This is a genomic window from Rhodospirillaceae bacterium, from assembly GCA_040219235.1.
Classification (GTDB): domain Bacteria; phylum Pseudomonadota; class Alphaproteobacteria; order Rhodospirillales; family Rhodospirillaceae; genus WLXB01.
The window spans coordinates 803,888-820,369 of record JAVJSV010000012.1; the positions used below are offsets into that span (position 1 = coordinate 803,888).

General features: G+C 44.1%; 13 protein-coding genes. 8 read left to right on the plus strand and 5 right to left on the minus strand.

From position 1 onward, the window contains the following. Nucleotides 1-43 precede the first annotated feature (43 nt). Nucleotides 44-940: a class I SAM-dependent methyltransferase gene (locus RIC29_13950; protein ID MEQ8736024.1), complete on the minus strand. Its 897-nt coding sequence runs from the start codon at nt 938-940 to the stop codon at nt 44-46. 361 nt (nt 941-1,301) lie between these two features. Between RIC29_13950 and RIC29_13955 the strand changes: the two genes are divergently transcribed. Both RIC29_13955 and RIC29_13960 read left to right on the plus strand, forming a co-directional pair. Continuing rightward, on the plus strand, nt 1,302-2,480 hold the full coding sequence (locus tag RIC29_13955; GenBank protein MEQ8736025.1) for a hypothetical protein: 1,179 nt from the start codon (nt 1,302-1,304) through the stop codon (nt 2,478-2,480). 179 nt (nt 2,481-2,659) lie between these two features. Further along, nucleotides 2,660-4,144 carry a hypothetical protein gene (locus tag RIC29_13960; GenBank protein MEQ8736026.1) on the plus strand — a complete coding sequence of 495 codons (1,485 nt, stop codon included), beginning with the start codon at nt 2,660-2,662 and terminating at the stop codon, nt 4,142-4,144. A gap of 60 nt (nt 4,145-4,204) precedes the next feature. On the opposite strand, the gene RIC29_13965 is transcribed toward RIC29_13960, so the two are convergent. Next, nucleotides 4,205-4,921 (minus strand): hypothetical protein, encoded by a 717-nt coding sequence (locus tag RIC29_13965; GenBank protein ID MEQ8736027.1) that lies wholly within the window; start codon nt 4,919-4,921, stop codon nt 4,205-4,207. Nucleotides 4,922-5,139: 218 nt separating this feature from the next. Between RIC29_13965 and RIC29_13970 the strand changes: the two genes are divergently transcribed. From RIC29_13970 to RIC29_13995, 6 genes are all read left to right on the plus strand, one after another. Next, nucleotides 5,140-7,428 (plus strand): N-acetylneuraminate synthase family protein, encoded by a 2,289-nt coding sequence (locus tag RIC29_13970; protein ID MEQ8736028.1) that lies wholly within the window; start codon nt 5,140-5,142, stop codon nt 7,426-7,428. Further along, nucleotides 7,425-8,435, plus strand: coding sequence for a GDP-mannose 4,6-dehydratase (locus tag RIC29_13975; GenBank protein MEQ8736029.1), 1,011 nt, complete (start codon nt 7,425-7,427; stop codon nt 8,433-8,435). Before RIC29_13970 ends, RIC29_13975 begins: the two co-directional genes overlap by 4 nt. Nucleotides 8,436-8,451: 16 nt before the next feature. Next, entirely contained in the window at nt 8,452-9,162 is a 711-nt protein-coding gene (locus RIC29_13980; protein ID MEQ8736030.1) for an acylneuraminate cytidylyltransferase family protein, read from the plus strand. Between the two features lie 36 nt (nt 9,163-9,198). After that, entirely contained in the window at nt 9,199-10,137 is a 939-nt protein-coding gene (locus RIC29_13985) for a dihydrodipicolinate synthase family protein (protein ID MEQ8736031.1), read from the plus strand. A gap of 2 nt (nt 10,138-10,139) precedes the next feature. After that, on the plus strand, nt 10,140-11,183 hold the full coding sequence (locus RIC29_13990; protein ID MEQ8736032.1) for an N-acetylneuraminate synthase family protein: 1,044 nt from the start codon (nt 10,140-10,142) through the stop codon (nt 11,181-11,183). 95 nt (nt 11,184-11,278) lie between these two features. Further along, complete coding sequence (locus RIC29_13995) at nt 11,279-12,076, plus strand: phytanoyl-CoA dioxygenase family protein (protein ID MEQ8736033.1); 798 nt, start codon at nt 11,279-11,281, stop codon at nt 12,074-12,076. A gap of 21 nt (nt 12,077-12,097) precedes the next feature. Here RIC29_13995 and galE read toward each other — a convergent pair whose 3' ends face one another. The 3 genes from galE to RIC29_14010 are packed head-to-tail and all read right to left on the minus strand — an operon-like array spanning nt 12,098 to nt 16,359. After that, nucleotides 12,098-13,075 carry a UDP-glucose 4-epimerase GalE gene (galE, locus tag RIC29_14000; protein MEQ8736034.1) on the minus strand — a complete coding sequence of 326 codons (978 nt, stop codon included), beginning with the start codon at nt 13,073-13,075 and terminating at the stop codon, nt 12,098-12,100. 56 nt (nt 13,076-13,131) lie between these two features. After that, nucleotides 13,132-14,328 carry a hypothetical protein gene (locus RIC29_14005; protein MEQ8736035.1) on the minus strand — a complete coding sequence of 399 codons (1,197 nt, stop codon included), beginning with the start codon at nt 14,326-14,328 and terminating at the stop codon, nt 13,132-13,134. Nucleotides 14,329-14,334: 6 nt separating this feature from the next. Beyond that, nucleotides 14,335-16,359, minus strand: coding sequence for a glycosyltransferase (locus RIC29_14010; GenBank protein ID MEQ8736036.1), 2,025 nt, complete (start codon nt 16,357-16,359; stop codon nt 14,335-14,337). Nucleotides 16,360-16,482: the final 123 nt, after the last annotated feature.

Sequence of the window (16,482 nt, forward strand, 5' to 3'; positions counted from 1 at the left end):
AAACAAATAGGCAGGCATGCTAAGCACTATTAGCGCTAATGATCTAGATCAGAGAAGTTTTGTGACCAAGTTCTATGCCACCGTTCAAAGGTTTTTGAAGCATAAGAAACAGACGGTCAAAAACAGGATTGGATGGATTGGGCGCGAAATATGGGTAAAGAACGTTGGTGTGAAAGCCTGAGCTGGTCTTTCTAAGGCGCAGAGTGTTGTCGTCAGCATGACGGTGGCCATCTAAGTCGAAAACAAATGGAAAGACATCAAATTTAGCACCATACCCAGCTGCAATGTACTCGCTTATGCGGTAATAGTGATCAGAGTTGTCTTCATGCTTTGTGATTTTGCCATATTTCTTGAGCGCATTTGGATCCTCAGTTTTATAACGTTTGAGGATGTCTGAATTACTTTCAGAATCATAATATGCTGGCTCGGTTGCGAACAACCAGCCTCCTGGCTTCAGTGCTGAGAAGCAAGATGACAGACAAGCAACAAGGTTTTCTGCATGATGCAAGGCCCCTATTGAAATGACTAGATCTATTTCATCTTGGAGTGGCATGTCGTTGTAAGAGCCTAATACTCTTTCTATCTTTTTTGGGTTGGCGCCGAATGATTTTTGCACCAATGGCATAAGCAGTTCGACGCTTACTGGGTCATAATCGAGGCAGTAGATGTGCTGAACTTCGTCAATATTCGATAGTAAGCTGGAACACCAACCGCTACCGGCTCCAATTTCCAGAACTTTACCTTGAAAACTGTGCCCCATCACCAATTGGCTGCGGACTACGGCCGATTTACGCCACGCGTTACGTCCAGAAGTGATGAAATCATTAGCAGCTTCGGGTGTGCTGAATTTTTCTAACATTCCTTCATGAATTTTACTCTGAAGGTCTGCAGCGCCAGCGCGTGTATATAGATCCTGCGTTTCTGTCAACCAGTTGAGCATTTGTTCACTTCATAGGTCTAGTGATTTCCTGTGCATTAGTTATCACCAACACGTAAATTGTTAGTTAAGTGTTTAGGCTTGCGGAAAATGACTAAAGCCTACCTGTATCATAGTTGCTGGGCTCTACTGCAATACCAGCAGTGTAAATAAAAGCGTGTGCCTCTTAACTCTAATCAAAGAGCTATAATGCAGAGTATAACTTTGTATCTAAAAAATTATGCTCATCTCTGATAGATACAGTTTATATTACTGACACTAATGTTTGGATAGTTTCGCAGTATGTTCATCAATTCTTAATCGAATCTTTAAATAAAGTGCATAATCTAAATGTTTTTTATCTACCTGAAAAGTGTCCTATATCGTGGCTGATGAAAAAGTATTCTATCATTTTTACGATCTCGACCACGCCCCCCCTACTTTTAATGCTGTGGTACAGATTGTTTCAGCGGAGATTGCTCGTGCTGAGACAACTGATTGTGATCACACACACACCATTTTTGTTCCTGGATTAAATGACGGGTTTAATTGGACTAATGAATATGGAGTAGACATAAAGCGATGGAGGCTGATGAGTATATTGTTGCCAGCTCTATCACTTTATAAAACGAATACATCACACACTTTACTGCGAACTCGGGAGAATGCTAGTGAACTTGTTGATGCAGCGGGAACTTATAAATTTCCAGTTGATTATAGTGTGGATGTGTCATCTGATTGTGCACAAATTAACACACCAACGCTCAACTCTTATCTTGGCTATGGACCCAAAAGCATAGCCGCACCTAAGAGAGCGATTGAACTGACAAAGCAACTCGTAAATCGGGTTTGTCCAGGTCAAAAGTTTATCACTATCACTGCAAGAGGCTCTGCACATTTGCTGCAGCGTAACTCATCCCCAGAAACTTTAATCAACATAGCTAAATACATGCAACAACAAGGATACTTTGTTTTTTTTGTCCCTGACTATGATTTGGCGTTACAAGTCAGTGATAACTTTATTCCAGGTGCATACGTTGCTCGTGAAATCTCATTAAGCCTACCGTTTCGATCTGCTTTATATGAGTTGGCATCTTTAAATATTGGTGACGGAGGCACAGCGGCGCTGTCTTACTTCAATAGTAAATGTAACTACATTATTAACAACTTAAATTGGCCACATAAATCAAGAGATATTCCAAAGTCGCTAAGGCAGCAAGGTATGGCACTTGGTAAAGGTGTAAATTACCATAACACCTTTGCTAGGTGGGTTTGGCCGTTTGATGATGCTCAAGCAACTATTGATGCCTGTGAAGAGTTTGTCGCGTACTCTCAAGGCCGCAGTGTCGATGTAAATAAATATAAAATGAGCTTTGATGAAGTATTACTGTGCCTTTCTGAGTCTTTGGGTGCAGATGCTGTTAGTGTTATAAAATCAAAATATTCTAACAGACAAAATGGACCACTATTCATAAATCGTCAATTTAAATGGGAAGATAAGCGCAATATGTCATATGTTATTAAAAGCGCCGATTCATCTAATAATGATTTCTCAGTCTTCTAGTTTATCTTTTACTAAGAACGGTCTTGTCGCTTAGATGAAATTTTGTGAGCAGGCTATTCTGGTTGTGTTCACAAACTTGCAGTATCTCAGACAAGTAGCTTGCTAGGGCTATTTTTTTGCCTTGGACTAATTAATTAGTCCTGATTAGCGCATCTAACTTTATAGGTTTCTATAATTTTATGACAGCAGTAAGCCGTATTAAACAGATTGCTGACGAATTGGTTGCAGTTGAAGCTGCTGTTGACGTCAACAAACTGAAATTTGGTGATTTAAAGCTTTGGCCTCTTGTCAGGCGCATGCATCATTTTACGCGTGGCGCAAAAGATCCAAAGCAGCCGACTTCAACTGACGAGATTAAAAACAACGCCTATTCTGATTTGAGCTTGAAGTGGACTGGATCGGAAATAGACCGTGTTGCTATAGAAGATTGGCAAAAAAGTGCAATTGACGGGCAAGTTCCTGTGGATGTCATGTTTGTCTCTCGCCTTCTTGATCATACAGATCTCGTTGATGGCCTAGCGTACAACCGGCTATTTGATCCTTGGCTTGATCTATGCCGTGGAAAACTTAATGCGCTCAAGATTGAATTTAATGACCTAAATAAACCGCCTCCTGAAGGAAGGTTTGAACCCACGGCCGGTTATACCTTGCCCGATTGGAATGACGAGTCCCTCTTGGATGGAATTCCGCAGAGCGTTGAAGGCTTTGATGACGTAAATAAAGTCTTTCAACGGTTCAGCGGCAGTCCCATCAATTTTTCTGCATTAACTCATCACTTGCCGCGTATCTGGTCTCGCAAAAAGACATTTTCAGATATTCTCAAACGGATAAAGCCGAAAGCTGTCTGTGTAATCTGTTATTATACGACTGATATATTTGCTTTGATTTGGGCATGCAAAGAATTGGGCGTTCCGACGATTGACGTCCAGCATGGACAGCAAGGACCCTATCATGCCCTATACAACCATTGGACACGGATTCCGAATGATGGTTACGAAGTTTTGCCTGATTTTTTCTTTTGCTGGGATGAGATGATCCGAGATTTTCAAACTGCTCATACAATTAGCAGTCAGTATGCTCCTAATTCTCTAGTTGCAGGAAACCCTTGGATTGATTTATGGAGACGAACAGATGCTTTTACTTTCTCACCCGAATTAAAGCGCTTCATAGATAGCTTTAAGAGTAAGGTTTCTGTGCTTGTTGGCTTGCAGCCGTATGAAACGCTTTTTCCTGATAATATTCCTTCCGCAATGCGGTTAACACCGGATTGGATTTGGTTGCTGCGTGTACACCCACATCAGCGTCACAGAATACCGCTGATCAAAGCTTTTTTGGATTCAGCCGAGCTCAATAACTATGAAATCGATGTGGCAACACATGCGCCACTCTATCCATTGCTAAAGAACGTTTCCCATCTTGTAACAGCATTTTCTTCAATAGCATGGGAAGCACATAAATTTGGTTGCCCTGTTACGTTGACGGACCCAAGTGGTTTAGATGCCTATGACCAACAAATAACGGATGGAACTTTCGGGTATGCGATTAAGGCAAAAACTATTGTGGAATCTATCAGCAATCGGTCACGTCGAACGGAGGGCGCGGTTTTAGAAGATTCCTCAGCTGTTAATCCTGCGCAAATTCTAGCTGATGTTTGTAATAGCTAATTATTATCAGAATTAGGTAAAGCCTATCAGTGGCCGAATTAAAGCTATGTAGACTTTTTGTTAGAATGGCAAGGAGAGTGACCGTTTCATTTCCTCATCGCTAAGGGCGTATGCTTCTATCACATGCGGTATGTCTTGGTAATGTTCGAGCAATTCCCAAAACCAGCTGTTCGCGCTATAAGCTAGGTTCTGGTCTTCTTGCCCATCGTTGTCACTTAGATGTAAGGCGCTTGTGAAGGGCTTTGTCCGTTCCATAAAGTCATACGGGCTGAATCCCAATGCCGTAGCAGAAACACGCGCGTGACCAACGTCAATAAGGAAGCTGACATTGCTGCGGTTGATGTCAGACATAAACCGTTCAATTTTCAGGCGGCTGTATTGAGAGAGCCTATCAAAAAGGCTATCTAGTATCTTTGCGTAAGCCTTGTCGCCAATGCTATCGCGATGTTCCTCTGGTCTCAGAAAGAATAGCAAATCAGGAGCTTCGGTGCTTGTTTGCATCGCCTCTTCAGAGGCTTGATGATCCACATGGATTAGTGGGGATGAAGAGCCACCAATGATATGTGTGTTAAGTTGGCTGACGTCTGAGAAACTTGGTCCATCGTTGTTAACTGATGGAGCGCTAGGGCCAGACATGGATTTGTAATACTCATTCATTAAATGAATCCAAATCCGTTGTCGGAATAACGGCCATGCACATACACCACCATAATTTAGCGCATTTGTATCGATGCTTTTTTCTATCTCTGTGATGATCGAAATTGCTTCTTGGTGCATATTTGAGTTTTCCCGATGGACTAGCGAATATTGGAACTCTCTTAATTAGGGTCGTTGCAGAAGCGACGCTGATACTTTGAGTATTTAAAGCGCTATGTTGCTGTAACTATGGGGTAACCTAAAGTTAACCCTATTATGGTTCTGTGGCAGCCTTATGTCTGTTTGTTTAACGGGCGTCTGTTACTATCGTCATACTGAATTGTTAGAGCCTCAATGTCATGATTATTGATAGTAATATTACGCCTTTTGTAGTGTCGTCGCTCGATAGTATCAGAGTTGCGCTTAACAAGATTAACGATAACAAATCTCGCTTTGTCATCTGTATTGACAAGAATGGTGTGATTGAGGGCGTTATCACTGACGGTGATTTTCGTCGCTGGGTTGCAGCTCAGGTAAATGTTGATATTGAGCGCTCTGCTGTCGACGTGGCAAATAAAGATTTTGAAGCTCTATCAATAAACTCTGAACTCTCGTCTATTCGGCAAAAGCTGACCAAGCGAGTCACATATTATGATGACGCTGGGAAAGCGACGACCAAAGGCGTTAAGTTTGTACCCTTGGTTGATAACCGGTCGCGTCTCGTTGCAATAGCCAGACCAGAGTCAGGCTCTCTACAGATTGATAGCTTTGCTATCAGCGATGAAGGGCGAGCTTTTGTTGTTGCCGAGATTGGAATCAATCATGATGGCAGTTTAGATAAGGCGAAAGCTTTGGTTGATTTGGCGGCGAGTGCAGGTGCAGATAGTGCTAAATTCCAAATGAGACATATGGATCACCTCTATCGAAACGCAGGCAATCCTGATGATGTAAGCGCTGACTTGGGCTCTCAGTACACTCTGGATGTTCTTGCGCGGTCATTATTAAGTGACGAAGACATGTTCAGTGTTTTCGATTATTGTAAAAGTGTTGGGTTGATTCCGCTGTGTACGCCCTGGGACTTAAAAAGCGTAGAGGTTCTAGAGCAGTATGGAATTCCGGCTTATAAAGTTGCTTCGGCGGACCTCACAAATCATGAATTACTTCGTGCTTTAGGAGAAACGCGAAAGCCTCTTATCATGTCGACGGGGATGTCTACTGAAGAAGAAATTAGGGAAAGCGTTGGTCTTCTTCAGAGGTTTGGGTCGACGTATGCTTTGTTGCATTGTAACTCAACTTATCCAGCTCCCTTTAAGGACGTTAATCTTAAGTACATGAGTCGACTCAAAGAGATCGGCACTTGTATTGTCGGTTATTCTGGCCACGAACGGGGTTACTCCATTCCTGTTGCTGCCGTTGCCTTGGGAGCAAAGATCATTGAAAAACATTTCACGGATGATCGCAATCAGGAAGGTAATGACCACAAAGTAAGCCTGCTACCTTTTGAATTTCGAGAAATGGTAAATTCAATCCGGCATGTTGAAGAAGCCATGGGGGCGGGCGATTTGAGGACGGTTACCCAAGGTGAGCGGATGAACAGAGAGAACCTCGCAAAAAGCGTTATCGCGGCTATACCAATTGAAAGCGGAGTGCAGGTCACGCCGGATATGCTGATTGTGAGGAGTCCTGGAAAAGGTTTGCAGCCGAATCGGTTGAATGAGCTGATAGGTCAGCGCGCTAAGCACTCATTCGAGGCCGGAGATTTTTTCTACCCTTCAGACTTACTAAATACTGTTGTTGAGCCACGCCAATACAATTTCCGCCGACCCTATGGGATACCGGTTCGATATCACGACTTTACTGAGCTTTCTCAATTAGCACCCTTGGACTTTATAGAGTTTCATCTTTCATACAAAGATATGGAACTCGATGTTAGCGATTATATTGATGGTCCCTATGATATGGATGTTGTTGTCCATAGTCCTGACTTATTCCCCGGTGATCATATTTTAAATCTTGCCGAGAGTGCCAAGGTTTACCGGCAGAGATCTGTAGACGAGCTTCAGCGGGTTATAGACTTATCATTAGAGATCAAAACGAACTTTAAACGGTCAGACCGGCTACCAATTGTTGTTAGTCTCGGTGGCTTTTCACGCAACGCACCCGTGCCGTATAAGGCCCGTGAGGCGATGTACGACCTTGTGCTTGATAGCCTATCAAAACTGGACATGCAGGGTGTCGAGATATTGCCCCAGACGCTGCCTCCATTTCCCTGGTATCTTGGGGGGCAATTGTACTGCAACCTGTTCGTTGATCCGGAAGATATGGTTAGTTTTGCTCAGTCTTCGGGCTTAAAATTTTGCCTTGATATCAGTCATTCTAAGCTTGCATGCAACCATAGAAAAACCAGCTTTAAGAGCTTTGTCGATCAAATTGCACCGCATACGTCACATCTTCATATTGTAGATGCGGAAGGCGTGGACGGAGAAGGAATTCAGATTGGAGATGGCGAAGTAGATTTCGCGCTCCTGGCAAAGCAACTTGATGAGTTTTGTCCGAATGCCTGGTTTATTCCAGAAATTTGGCAAGGCCATAAAAATAATGGCGAGGGTTTTTGGGTTGCTTTTGATCGACTGGAGCAGTGGTTTTGACACGCCGCAATGTGGCATTAATTACAGGTATTGGCGGTCAGGATGGGTCTTACCTGGCGGAGCTCTTACTTGAGAAAGGGTATGAGGTTCATGGCTTGTTAAGGCCCAGGCAACTTAATGACCCATCGTTGATACCCGAGAACATTTCACACATTTCCTCTCAACTTACTCTTCACCCTGGAATATTGGAGATGCAAACCAGCATTGAGCATGCCGTGGCAAAAGTGAGGCCGACAGAATGTTATCATCTTGCTGGCCCGAGTTTTGTAGAGTCAACGATCGTAGAAGAGCCAGCAATTCTGTCTGCTCTTGTTGGTGGAACGCATATTTTATTATCCTCAATAAAAGAAACAGTTCCAGAATGTCGTTTTTTTCTGGCGGGCTCGTCTGAAATGTTTGGAGCGGTTAAAACCTCTCCTCAGGATGAGCAGACACCTTTTAATCCAAGGTCCGTTTACGGTCTAGCTAAGCTGTCGGCTTATCAACTCGCAGCCTATTATCGTAGATTTCATAGGCTCTATACGGCAACGGCCTTTCTATATAATCATGAGTCGGTGCGGAGGGGCTTAGAGTTTCTTCCCAGAAAGCTAGCGCGTGGTGTGGCTAGAATCCATGCTGGACTCCAACAGTCCCTTCTTCTCGGTAATTTAGAGGCCCAGAGAGACTGGGGGTATGCGCCAGAATATGTTGAGGCGATGTGGGCCATGCTGCAACAAGATGTGCCTGATGATTTTGTGATTGCCACGGGTAAGACTCATACAGTCAAGGACTTGGTTCGGTGGGCTTTTGAGTCCGTCGAGTTGGATTATGAACAGTATGTTCAAATAGATTCACGGTACGTACGCCCCCTCGAAGAGGTAACGCTCACAGGTGACATTTCAAAAATCCGTGCTGCCTTGGGATGGTCGCCAGTGAAGCCGTTGAAAGAAGTGGTTGAAGAGTTGGTCAGGAATGAACTGTCACTTTTGGAAAGGGGACAGATATCAACTGACTCTGACGTAAATTAAGTTTAGTAGGACGAATATGAAAGACCGAGTTCTTGCAATAATACCAGCACGTGGCGGATCTAAGCGCTTGCCGCGTAAGAATGTGAAGAAATTAAATGGCAAGCCACTTATCAGTTACACAATCGAGGCTGCAATCTCTTCCTCTGTATTTGACTCGATCATGGTCAACTCAGATGATGAAGAAGTTTTGTCGATCGCAAAAAGCTATAAAGCAGTTGTAGCTCGCCTTAGGCCAGACCGCCTCGCAGGCGACAAAGTTAAAGTTATCGAACTTATTTTAGAGCTCGCGCAAGAACCAGAGATTGCTGAACAGTTTTCAATTATTGCTCTGCTGTTGCCAACGTGCCCGTTTAGACGCCCTATAGATATCAAGAAGGGTTTCGATATGTTTAATTCTGATGTTGACGCTGTCGTTAGCGTATCAGAATACGACTTTCCATATTCTATGAGTGTACGTATTGATGATGCCGGGACATTGGAGCACGTATTTGACCCGGCTCCACTGATTACTGGACATACTAGGTCTCAAGATCATGCGCCTGTTTACCACCCCAACGGCGCCTTTTACTTTGGCTGGAGAGAACAATTTATTGCCAACGGAAACTTTTTTTCTGGGAAAACTTTAGGTTACAAAATGCCAAGACTGCAGTCTGTAGATATTGATGAAGAAGTCGATTTTCGATATGCAGAATTTTTACTACAGTCCGGTGAGATCTCTGTCGATTGATAGATGTTTAACGTCGTCCCTTGAGGGAAGGTTTGTATGCCCAATCAGAAATTTGTCGAAATTGCCTCGAGCATTGCTGGGCCTGTGTATCCTATTTGCCCTGCTTTCACAGAAAACGGTGAATTAGATCTGGAGGGTACATCTGCTTATGTGCGTTATCTGGTTGAGAATGGCGCTCGGCATGTAATGACAACGGCCGGGACCAGCCGTTTCAACCTTCTATCAGATATTGAAGTGAAAGCTCTAAATGCCTGCGTGGTTGAATCATCTGGCTCTGCACTAACCATTATCGGTAATCCGATGAATGGAGGGACTGCGTCGGCCATTGCATTTGCCAAACATAGCCAGGAAATCGGCGCTGACGCTTATCTTGTCTATTATCCTGAGCGCTTTTATAGCAACGAAGATGTTTTCGAGTATTTCTACAGTGTTAGTAGGGCTGTGCCTGATATTGGGATTATGATTCATGCTACGCCTATGAGAGCGGCGGCACCGACAAGCGGACCTACTGAGCCATTCTCTGTTAAACTTGTTGAAATGATGTGTGACCTTCCAAACTTTATCGGAATGAAGGAAGAGCATGGGAGCGAAAACCTCCGCTATAATCTTGTTACCAAGTTTGGGAATGATTTGGCATTCGTTGTTGCCGGAAGCGCAATGGCGATGTACGTGGCCTGTGCACCTTACGGTGTAAAGACGTACCTTACGAGTGTTGGAAGCTATAGACCAGAAATTGAAGAACGGTTCTACACTTTACATACAAAGGGTGAAGTTGAAAAAGCGCTCCGGATTGTTAGAGAGTATGAAGACCCGTTTTTTGTTGTTGGCAAGCCCGTGGGGTGGCATCTGGCTATGAAGGCCACACTCGATCTCATGGGGTTGATGCCTAAATATGAGAGGGAGCCGTTAAAACCGCTCAGTGATGTTGCGCGCAAGCCTATAGTCGACGTCTTGAAGTCTTTTGGTTGGATTTGACCGTGGATAAATTTGAAACCTCGATTGCCATCAGAAACAAAGTAATTTCTAACGTGACTCAGCCTTACATTATCGCTGAAATGGCGTGTGCGCATGACGGCGATCTAGAAAAGGCAAAGAAACTCATAGATTCCGCTGTTGCTGCTGGTGCTGACGCAATCCAGTTTGAAATTTTGGATCCTGATGACAACGTGGTTCCTGATACTGAGATGTATCAAATTCTAAAGAAACTCTACTTTAGTCCGGAAGAGTGGGCTGAACTCGTCACATATGCGCGTCAGAGTGATATTGCTGTCTTTAACTTTGCATATGACCCAGTCAGCCTCGAGTTGGGCTTTAGACTAGAAGTCGATGCTGTGAAGCTGAATTCTTCCGATCTTCTCCATATTGACATGCTTCGAAGATGTGCTGAAGAAGGTTTGCCGCTCTCTATGGGAACTGGTGGATCTGCGTTAGAGGAAGTGGAAGCTGGGCTGAATTGTTATGGGAAGCATGGCGGAACAAAAGTTATTTTGATGCAGGGTGTTCAGAGCTTCCCAACTTTGAACGAATATGCGCGCATTCGACGAATGGGACTTCTCAGAGACAAATTTAATTGTCTTGTGGGATATGCTGATCACACAGCTGGTCATACGGACTTGGCAAAAGTAATTGATTTGGTGGCTCTTGGTGCCGGTGCTACGGTCCTTGAAAAGCACATAACATGGGATCGATCCGAGAAAGGTATCGATCATGAATCAGCATTAGAACCTTCTGAGCTTAAGGACTATGTAAAATTGATACGTGAAGCGCAAGTAGTGCTTGGCGATGGAGATGTAACAAAACTAATTGAACCAGACGAGAAGTATCGTCTATTCCAGAAGAAGACGGTGGTTGCTGCTGTGGATATTTCAGCCGGCGACGTGATTACACGTGATAAAGTTAGGTTTTTAAGAGACATGCGGCAGTCGGGTGTCGCACCTATCGACTTTCCAAGTCTTGAAGGCAAGCGCGCATTGAATCCCGTCTCTCAGTTTCAGCAAATACAAATGTCAGATGTGTCATAGTACCTGATTAGCTATATTTAAGTTGAGTTGTCGCGGCGTTGGCTGATGAGCTGCCTAGGATTGATTATTTTTCTAATGAGTGGGGAATTGGAATCATGACTGACTTGAGTGGTTTAGACCTGCTGTGTTCCTCAATTGAAACAGATGTCTCAAAAGTTACAGCAGGTCATCAGCTTTCTCCTTCAGAAACGGCTCACGCAGTTCATAAAAATGGAATTGTTATTTTTCCTGCAGTGTTAAATCTGAAGGCACTTGAATCTCTAAATGTTGAATTTGATCACATGCTTGATCCGCAGCAGCAAGAGAGTTTGGGCTTCAAAATCGACAGGGCTGATAACTTAGTTAACATGCGTATCATTCGTGACAAGCTTGATTCCCAGATTTATCCGGTCACAAGTGGTTTATTTTCTTTTGATTGGATGGATGAAGTTGCAGCCTGTTATTTCGGCGAAGGCGCTTATAAGCTTAATGACGAGATTTTTGTTTCTGATATATCTGAGACGATATCTGAACAAACGGCCCCACCTTTTGCGTTGCATTTCGATAAACGCCAAGTTCTCAAGTTTTTTGTCTATCTTACCGATACTGACGAAAGTAATGGCGCGATGCGTGCCTCTCCCGGATCTCATTTTATCAATAGGGAGAAACGTCTAGTTGCTATGGAGGCTGGAACAATTAACGCAATACAAAATGTGCTTCCAGAACCGGCTGTACCATCTGTTCCTATTAAAGGCCCTGCCGGAACTTTGTTCGTGTTCGATACTGACATGGCGCATGGTGCCAGTCATGTTTCTACGGGTAAAACTCGGCGTACAATGAGAGGGCATACACACAGTCTTGAGATGCTTGATGCAATGGCGCGTGATGCTGCGCGCCAAAAGACTATGGACTAAAGTGCTGAATAATCTATCAGATTAAAGCTCAGCCTTGTTATGCATCCATTGCCATGCATCAGTTAGTATTGACTTGAGGTCTGAGCGTGATGTTTTCCAATTAAGCAGAGCATGAGCCTTTGAGGCATCAGCTATTAGGTTGGGCGGATCTCCAGCTCTGCGTGGACCAAACGCGGAATGGATAGATTCCTTAGTAACGATTTCAGCCATGCTCACAATTTCTTTAATTGAGTAGCCTTTACCGGCACCCAAATTAAGAAACTCTGTTTGTTGATTTGTGAAAAGACGATTTAAAGCAGCGACATGGGCATGCGCTATATCACTGACGTGAATGTAATCGCGCACGCAAGTGCCGTCATTTGTCTCGTAGTCATTTCCATTGATGACAAGTTCATTACCATTTTTAGCGGCGGTTAGAACATTTGGTATGAGATGCGGTTCAGGAGTATGGTCTTCTCCTATCTCGCCATCTGGATCAGCTCCAGCGGCGTTAAAATAGCGCAGTGATATTGAGTTTAAGCCCACAGTGTTAGCGCTCTCACTGAGCATTTGCTCCACTTTAAGTTTGGTTTCGCCATAGGGGCTTAGGGGGATGGTTGGTTCGTTCTCTTTGACTGGGATTGTTTTGGGTGCGCCATACACAGCGCAAGATGAGGAAAACACTAATTTATCAATTTTAGCGTCATGCATTGCCTCAAGTAGGGTATGAGTGCCCTGAACATTATTATTATAATACAGTTCTGGCTTCTCAACGGACTCGCCGACATAAGCTAAGGCTGCAAAATGCATCACAGCATCTGGTTTATGATCAGCCAGCGCTTGATGAATGCGTTCCTTATCTAATATATCCCCAATTTCTAGTGGTCCCCATTTAACAGCCGTTTTATGCCCGCGGGACAAATTGTCAAATACAACAGGAAGGTGACCCGCTTGCGCCAGAGCTTTGCAGGCATGGCTGCCAATGTATCCGGCACCACCAGTCACAAGTACTGTTGCCATCAAGCTTTGGTCCTTGCTGTGGATTGGGTGGTTCGTTGGAATGTGAGTAACAAATTCTAGACTTTCTCAATTGCATCAATCATGCGAGTGATATGTTGATCCGGACTGAACTTCATCGCTTTAGGTTGGGCATTGTTTGAGATCTCATCCAAATATGCGGTGTTGTGCAGCAAATCGGATATTTGATCATCTGTCATAGATTCATCAGAATAATCAATAAAGTCTTTGTTGTGCTCAAAGTGCTTTTTCATAAAGGGTGTCGGGCTGCACCATACGCTCACGCTGTGCAGCATGGCATTGAGGAGGCGTTCACTTAAACTTGCTTGGAAGTTATTTAAGCTCATAACCATTGCTCGCGATCGCTGCAGTAGTTGATTAAGTTCTACAAAATTTGTGGGTTCAGCAACCGTTGTGTCGGGATGAAAGGAAAATTCAGGTAATGGCCCTCTCCATATCAAATGCATTGGAAACTTCGCAAACCTCTTAAGTAAAACCCGGCGTTTTTCATGGCGTATAAATTGATTTGCTTGAAAGAGAAGGTTTGTAAAAGAAGGTGCTGTTAAAGATTCAAAAACGTTTAGGTCAGTTGCGATTTCTTGACCCTGTTGCCATAACGCAACCCCGTCTGAGTGCAATGCCGTTTCCACAAGAGCATCGAAAGCTTGTGAGAAATCATTATAGTTTTTTAGATACGCAGACCTGGCATCTTCTGGCGGTTGATAGGTGCCAGCATATAGAAATTTAAAATCTCTATCTCTCATCGGCGTTTTAGTCTCTTCGACGTGGCCGAGGTTGATAGGGAGATAAATATGTGGCTCAAAAAGTAGAGTTTTTGTTTCAGCAAGCCCTGCAGCCTTGCAGTATTCCACCGCATCACCATCGGTAAAGGCAAGAATTGCGCGGCGCGGCGCGGCGGTTATCTTAGGCAGGAGCCAAGGGCAGAAAGGATGGTCGCGTATATGAGTCACGACTGGTTTGTCGAGTATGTCAAAAAGTGACATGTCACTATTCGGGAGTTGAAGATCGAGGCCCCAGCCTTGCTCGCAGTGAATAGCGATAACGTCCGGATCTTTTGCAAGGTGGAGGGCCGTTTCAGTTGATCCTTTTTCAGCGATATCTAAGAAAACAGGTTGGATGCCTGCGCGAAGATAACTTGAGCCATAGATAGAAGTAGATGCCCTATGAGTGAGATTAGGGTCAAACGTTGAGCAATAAAGAATAAGTATCTTTTTCTGTAAAAATGTTCTGGTCATAATGACTCAAGAAACGCTTAGAGGTTGTGGAATAGATAGCTCAATAGTTTTCACTAGCAACTCAGCTTTCTTTATCGCCTGTGTTGCAGCGTTATTTTCTTTGTTTTGAATAAAATCTAAGTTTACTTCTTTAAGGAACGAGTCAATTTTTGCAGCGATTAAGTCCCTGGTCTGAGCATTCTGGAGCGGTGTGTGATTGTATTTTTTTCTCAGAAGATTCAAGAGTCCTTCATAGACGGCAGGTAGTACATTTGCCTCATGTAGTATATCAGTGACGTCTGAGCTTAAGACCCATAGTGCGGCATCCATTAATTTTTCTGTACCGGATTGGCTTAATCCACCTGGTCTATAGAACGTGCCGGTTCCGCCAGAATATCGCCAGTCTTTGGCGACCCGCGTGAGGCGAATTTTGAAGGCCCAGTCTTCATATATGGAACAGTTCTCACGGTAACCTTCTGCAGCAAAGAACAATTCCTTAGCCATAAGCATGTCGCGGGGCAAAGGGCTGCGGCGAGAAACCATGCCGTCCGTTGCGGCGTTACCTGACAATGCGGTCAACCAACTGCAATCCCAATATGTAGGTTTAGAGCCCATGTATTCTGTGTCACTGAATGCAACATGGTCCTGACTGCCCATTAAAACATAGGCTTCTCGCTCAAGCTTAGTGTGGCTATAGGCATCGTCACCATCGAGTTGGCAAATAAAGGGATTGCGACACTGCTTGATGGCGTCGTTCCGGTTCGCCGAAACACCAATATTGCTGTCTCTAAAAATTGGTTTGATCAGATTATTTGAAGCCGTGAGCGTGTTAATGATATCGCGGCTTTGATCTGTCGAGCAGTCATCAGCAATGATGATCTCCTGAGGAAGATAACTTTGTTGACAGACACTTTTTACGGCTTGTTCCAAGGTTGTCGCATTATTGAAAGATGTAACGATCACACTAATTGGAATGCGCCAATCTGATTTGGCCAGTTGAGGTGATGCTAGATATGAGTGTTGTATTTCTGAAAGCCGATTGCGTGTTTTGGCCTGCTGTATGAAGGTCTCTGCCTGTAGCTTGATGATGTGTCCTTCTGCTCTCAAGGGAGACCAGCCAAATCCACGTTCGGGTGGGGGTGAGGGGGGCAGGTTGTTGTCGGCGTAGCGGGTGAGTATTTGATTTAATGTGGAGGCTGTAAGCGTGCTGACTTGGCTTGCCAAGGCCCAATATTCATTAAACAAAGGCATGATGGATTCAACATCAGATTTAGTCAGTTTGGGTTGTCCTCCAGTTGTGCGACCGACTGTGGAGAGTGTTGCTTCCGCATAAGTATTTTTATATGGCACGCCTATATGAGCACATATATCTTTGACAACAACTTCTTTGTTTTCCCTAAAATTCTCGTACGCGACGATGATGTAGTTTTCTTTACCTTGTGCATGCCGTACGGCAAACAAATTCATGAAGTGGCACCAAAGAGCAGCTTTGTAGGCCACCGGAAGCTCAAGGGCGGTTGCAGGTAACGCTATACCAAAAATACTTTTGATTTCTTCTAAGAATCGCGGAAAGTCACTTTTGTGATTCTCTTCACCAAAAAATGAGAATCGCGTGACAACAGAATTCACGACATCTAATGGATTGCGTATGAGCACAATGAAGCGTGCTTTTTGGTAAAGCTGATCAAGAAGCGGGAGGCGCCCATTGGCGCGAATGAACTTTGCAATCAGTGGCCGTTTAGAATCCGATAGTAAGTACTTTGGTAAATTACTTGGGATGCTGATGTCGGTCGCATCATCTATGAAAAGTGGAAGTGCCGTATGGCAATACACCCCTTCTGAGCTAATGCTATCCATGTCACCAAAACGCTTTTCTTGTGAGGCTATGCGCGGGTAGTCCCGCAGCGCAGCGCTGTCCCAAAGAAAAGGCTCATAAAGCTGATCATGGTCATCGCCATAAAGATCAGCGTAAATCTCAAGGAGCAGATTATGAATGATGGTTGTGCCGGATCGACCGACAGCGGAAATGACTGTTTTAAGAGGAGAGTTCAAATCTTGCTGGTGCTCCGTGGTTCACTATCCGGTTGTGAGGATGAAGAATTTTTACTCTACAACTGTTTAATTTCACTTTAATCAATGACGCCTGATTAACCAACGCTTTCTGGAATAGGGTTG

What these genes read in the sequence shown, in the direction of transcription:
- RIC29_13965 (MEQ8736027.1), bottom strand. Translation starts at nt 4,921, where the DNA reads ATGCACCAAGAAGCAATTTCGATCATCACAGAGATAGAAAAAAGCATC.
- RIC29_13980 (MEQ8736030.1), top strand. Translation starts at nt 8,452, where the DNA reads ATGAAAGACCGAGTTCTTGCAATAATACCAGCACGTGGCGGATCTAAG.
- RIC29_13960 (MEQ8736026.1), top strand. Translation starts at nt 2,660, where the DNA reads ATGACAGCAGTAAGCCGTATTAAACAGATTGCTGACGAATTGGTTGCA.
- RIC29_13985 (MEQ8736031.1), top strand. Translation starts at nt 9,199, where the DNA reads ATGCCCAATCAGAAATTTGTCGAAATTGCCTCGAGCATTGCTGGGCCT.
- RIC29_13995 (MEQ8736033.1), top strand. Translation starts at nt 11,279, where the DNA reads ATGACTGACTTGAGTGGTTTAGACCTGCTGTGTTCCTCAATTGAAACA.
- RIC29_14005 (MEQ8736035.1), bottom strand. Translation starts at nt 14,328, where the DNA reads ATGACCAGAACATTTTTACAGAAAAAGATACTTATTCTTTATTGCTCA.
- RIC29_13950 (MEQ8736024.1), bottom strand. Translation starts at nt 940, where the DNA reads ATGCTCAACTGGTTGACAGAAACGCAGGATCTATATACACGCGCTGGC.
- RIC29_13970 (MEQ8736028.1), top strand. Translation starts at nt 5,140, where the DNA reads ATGATTATTGATAGTAATATTACGCCTTTTGTAGTGTCGTCGCTCGAT.
- galE (MEQ8736034.1), bottom strand. Translation starts at nt 13,075, where the DNA reads ATGGCAACAGTACTTGTGACTGGTGGTGCCGGATACATTGGCAGCCAT.